Genomic DNA, 4,265 nt, shown 5'->3' on the forward strand with positions numbered 1-4,265 from the left:
GCTCATCAACTGGAAGAATAATTCTTAATAATACATATTTGGAATACCCAGGCTCCGTCTTTTTTCTGAACGCGAACCGGGTATGGGCATTGTTGACCTGATCCTCTCTGGATGTCGAAGGACTGTCCTTATGTAGCATCTTCTCTCACCTGTAATCATACAGAAGTCAGTCCTTGATGACAAAGGAGATATCATCCCTGGAGTAGGGATCAGGTTTGTCGGGATTGTGGGAGAATTGATCCATCGGCAGGCACTATGAATCCACCAGTCACGTTTTCAGGTATCACTTCATGAAAGTCATTCATATTGCGGGATGGTCTGGTTCAGGTAAAACCACCTTCATCCTTGATCTCGTATCAGCCCTTGCTCCGTTCGGGAAGGTCGGGACTATCAAACATATCGGTGATCATATCTGCGATCTCCCTGCTGGAAAGGATACTTCCCGGCATTATGATGCAGGTGCTTCCATAGTAACCGGTATTGATCTTGAGAAGAGCATGATCACCCACCGGACTATCTCGCTTGTTGCAGCCCTTGATACCCTCTCTGACGCCGGGGTAGAATTTGCAGTAGTGGAAGGCTTTAAAAATATTCCGTTTCAGAAGGCAGTGATGGGAGATCTGGATGTCCCCTCTCTTATCAAGAATCCCCGGGTGGAAGAGATAATCCAACTACTCCCATCTTTTGATGATTATTATACCATTTCCGGATTAGTCAGAGAGATAGGTGAAGTACCATGGGGCGTTATTTCTTCGATCACCGGGAACATACAGGATACGTTATCTCCAGCACTATCAAAGATCTGCTCTAATCTTGAGGATGAAATAGGTCGATGGGAAGGAGTCGCCGGCATCAGAGTCAAGGTCCAGAAAGCAATCCTGCATGAACATCACCGGTATTTTATCATTGTAATAACCGAGACCGGAATGATAGGGATCACTGCGCTTAATCGGTGTATGGCGGCACTTCAGGTATGAATCGGAGGAACTATGCCTGAAATGACTGAACCGGTTTTTGTGTCAGATCAGGTAGATACTGATCCTGAACAACTGAGAATCCTGATTCAGGATATCGCCTCTTCATGTCGTGATCCCAAAGTAATTCAGCACTCACTTCTTGATCTGATTAGGGTTACCGGACGGACATTACTGTCTCTGCGTCGGTTTGAACCGAGGTTTCGCACGAGTGAGTGGCCCTGGCTCTCCGGAACCAGGCATGATGATATTACCCTGCAGGACGCGAATCTTTTCTTATGTGCCTGTATACTTGAACAGAATGCCGGTAAGACCGATGTCTGGGACAATACTGCCTATTTTGTTCATGAGATACTGGATGATCCTGAAAACCTGTGGCGCAGTATCATCCTGCATTCACCTGAAGGGTGGGCAGATCAGTTCTGGGAGTATAATCTTCATCCTGAACCTGCAGTTCATGCACGCCTCCGTGAAGTTGCATCACTGATGGTCAGATACTATCATGGCGATGCTCGATTAATCTGGAATGAATATCTGGAAAATCCACAGGAGGTATTTAAACGGATCCGGGTTCTTAAGGTGCCACGTTCTACCGCCTGCCTGGTGATCGGTGCCCTGAAAGATGAACACTATCTTGAGGGTTGGTTTGATATTGTCGGGGATGTGGTTGATTCACGGGTTCTAGGAAGGATTGCATGTGGAGAGGGAAACGGACTTACTTCTTACCAGGCCAGGTTTCTGGGACGGATGATTGCTGCCGGAGATCCCTGGATTCTTGACCGGCCTCTTTATGTTCTGGGAATGAGTTATTGTGGGCCGGGTCCCCGGTGCAGACGGTGTCCGGTTAATGAGCGGTGTGTGTACGCGGTTAGTCTTGAGTTAGGTCTTTCGGTGGGAACGATGGTCTATGAGGGATTATTCGGACAGAAGACTGTTCAAAAGAGTTTGAAGAACTGGCTATAATATACGCGTTACCAGATCCTGGATCTCTTGTTCTGGTCAGGACCCGATGATTTCAGGTCTTCCGGGTGGAGTACTCTGAATGATACTTCTCCTCTGCTGATACACCGTTCAACTGAGCGCTCCCGGGGAGTGAGGACTTTCTTTATTCCGCTTTTCACTTCTACCAGAATTATTTCGCGGACTTCACCTTCTGATAGTCCGTCGAAGACGATGAAATCGATTGGAGATCCAAGAAACCTGGCATCAGACGGATTCCATGGGAAAGAGGGGAAGAACGGTATCATATGTTCGGTCACCTTCCCATGAATCACCTCCCGTGATCTCCTAATCGCATCACGACGGATCTTCTGTTCCTCTTCATTCTGCCATTTCCGGGTCTGCAGATCGGTCTCTCTCCTGATGGTATCTTCTGCCTGTTCTTTGATTCGTGACTGAAATGATACAAGATCGTGATCACGCCAGTGCGCGTGCATTACCCGTGCCCGCTCTTCAAGCGATGTTTTCAAGCGAATGTAGCAGATACCAATCCATATGATGAGGACAGTGAGAATTAGGATGATGAAAAATTCGTAATCCATGCCAGTAATATATGGGCGTGGAAGATATCCATTCTATCGGTTTCATAAAATATAATCATCACATTTAAAATGTAATACGCTCATATGCTGAAAGAGGTATGTTCTCTTCACATTCAAACCGGTTTTTTCTTGTAATTCTTATAATGATGGTTCTTACCTGGGTGCTGCTTATCACTCCATGTGCCCTGGCTGAGTTCCCAGGTGATGGGAGCGGGATGCCCGTGGTTTCAAATGCCACTTCTCCGATGATGAATCAGAGTTCAAATATTTCTGATACCCCACATGAACGAGGAGGAACGGCTCACAACCTCTCGAGCATGAGTAATGTTCTGGACTCCAACCGCCCTCATGCGCCGGATCGGTTAATCGTCCGGTTCAAAACATCCAATGCTTCTGGTTCTGTGTCTGAAATGGCTGCATCCGAGACGAACTCAATAGCAGGTGCATCCATAGAGAAGGACTTCTCAAAGAACGGGGTTCCAGGTCTTGCGATTATGCAAGTCCCTGAAGGTAATCTGTCGCAGGCAATGAGTGCGTATGAACAGAATGCAAATGTCGAGTATGTTGAGCCCGATTATGTGCTTCAGACTCCTGACCTTACCGCAAATGAGTCTGTTGTTCAGTCATCATCCACGGTAACACCAAACGACTCTTATTATACTGATCTCTGGGGATTGCACAATACCGGTCAGTCGAGTGGAACATCTGGCGTCGATATCGATGCCCCTGATGCCTGGGGTCTTACCACCGGTTCATCAGACGTCACCATTGCGGTGGTTGATACCGGGGTTGAATATACTCACCCTGATCTTTCTGCAAATATGTGGATAAATTCCAATGATCAGGTCAACGGAGTTGATGATGATGGGAATGGGTATATTGATGATTACCGGGGGTGGGACTTTGCTAATAAGGATAATGATCCCCTTGATGATTATGGGCATGGAACCCATTGTGCCGGTATTATTGGAGCGGTAGGTAATAACGGGATTGGAGTTACTGGTGTGAACTGGAATGTGAAGATCATGCCACTGAAATTTTTGGATTCATCCGGGAGTGGATATACTTCTGATGCAATCTCTGCAATACTCTATGCCAATAAAATGGGTGCAGATGTGATCTCCTGTTCGTGGGGTGGAAGCGGTTTTACCCAGTCCCTGAAGGATGCAATCGATGCATCATCCGCATTAGTGGTCTGTGCAGCAGGAAATGGTGGTTCTGACGGTGTTGGTGATGATAATGATGCAACTCCGTTCTATCCTGCTTCATATAGTTCATCGAATCTGCTCTCAGTGGCTTCAATCACCAATACCAATGCAAGATCTTCATTTTCAAATTATGGGTTGACCTCCGTGGATCTGGGAGCACCAGGGTCAAAGATAGAAAGTACCTATCTGAATCAGAAATATGCCTATATGTCCGGGACATCGATGGCTACTCCTTATGTGGCAGGGGTTGCCGGCCTTCTCCTGAGTAAGGAGCCTGGGCTCTCAAATACGCAGGTAATAAGCCGCATCATGAGTTCAACTGATGCTGTTCCTGATCTTTCTGGAAAGACAGTCTCTGGAGGAAGTGTGAATGCGTATAATGCGTTAAATGGAGTGACCACTACTCCAACTGCTACACCTACAGCAACAGCGACTGCCACTCCAACTGCTACCGCTACTCCGACACCGACAGCGACTGCCACTCCAACTGCTACCGCTACTCCGACAGCAACAGCGACTGCCACTCCAACTGCTACCGCTAC

The 4,265-nt window shown here is 47.2% G+C and carries 4 protein-coding genes; 3 read left to right on the forward strand and 1 reads right to left on the reverse strand.

From position 1 onward, the window contains the following. Positions 1-290 precede the first annotated feature (290 nt). A complete protein-coding gene (gene mobB / locus LUQ50_RS03760) occupies positions 291-977 on the forward strand; it encodes a molybdopterin-guanine dinucleotide biosynthesis protein B (RefSeq protein WP_300036392.1) in 687 nt (228 codons plus the stop codon). 12 nt (positions 978-989) lie between these two features. Beyond that, positions 990-1,937 (forward strand): hypothetical protein, encoded by a 948-nt coding sequence (locus LUQ50_RS03765; RefSeq protein WP_300036395.1) that lies wholly within the window; start codon positions 990-992, stop codon positions 1,935-1,937. An 8-nt stretch (positions 1,938-1,945) separates the two neighbouring features. On the opposite strand, the gene LUQ50_RS03770 is transcribed toward LUQ50_RS03765, so the two are convergent. Next, positions 1,946-2,515 carry a Holliday junction resolvase-like protein gene (locus LUQ50_RS03770; RefSeq protein ID WP_300036398.1) on the reverse strand — a complete coding sequence of 190 codons (570 nt, stop codon included), beginning with the start codon at positions 2,513-2,515 and terminating at the stop codon, positions 1,946-1,948. A gap of 98 nt (positions 2,516-2,613) precedes the next feature. On the opposite strand from LUQ50_RS03770, the gene LUQ50_RS03775 reads away from it, so the two are divergent. Beyond that, on the forward strand, positions 2,614-4,265 hold a 1,652-nt coding region (locus LUQ50_RS03775), incomplete at its 3' end, for a S8 family peptidase (RefSeq protein WP_300036401.1).

This window comes from Methanospirillum sp., from assembly GCF_028679455.1.
GTDB lineage: Archaea > Halobacteriota > Methanomicrobia > Methanomicrobiales > Methanospirillaceae > Methanospirillum.

Coding starts and splice junctions, on each gene's coding strand:
- mobB (WP_300036392.1), top strand. CDS start 291: ATGAAAGTCATTCATATTGCGGGATGGTCTGGTTCAGGTAAAACCACC.
- LUQ50_RS03765 (WP_300036395.1), top strand. CDS start 990: ATGCCTGAAATGACTGAACCGGTTTTTGTGTCAGATCAGGTAGATACT.
- LUQ50_RS03770 (WP_300036398.1), bottom strand. CDS start 2,515: ATGGATTACGAATTTTTCATCATCCTAATTCTCACTGTCCTCATCATA.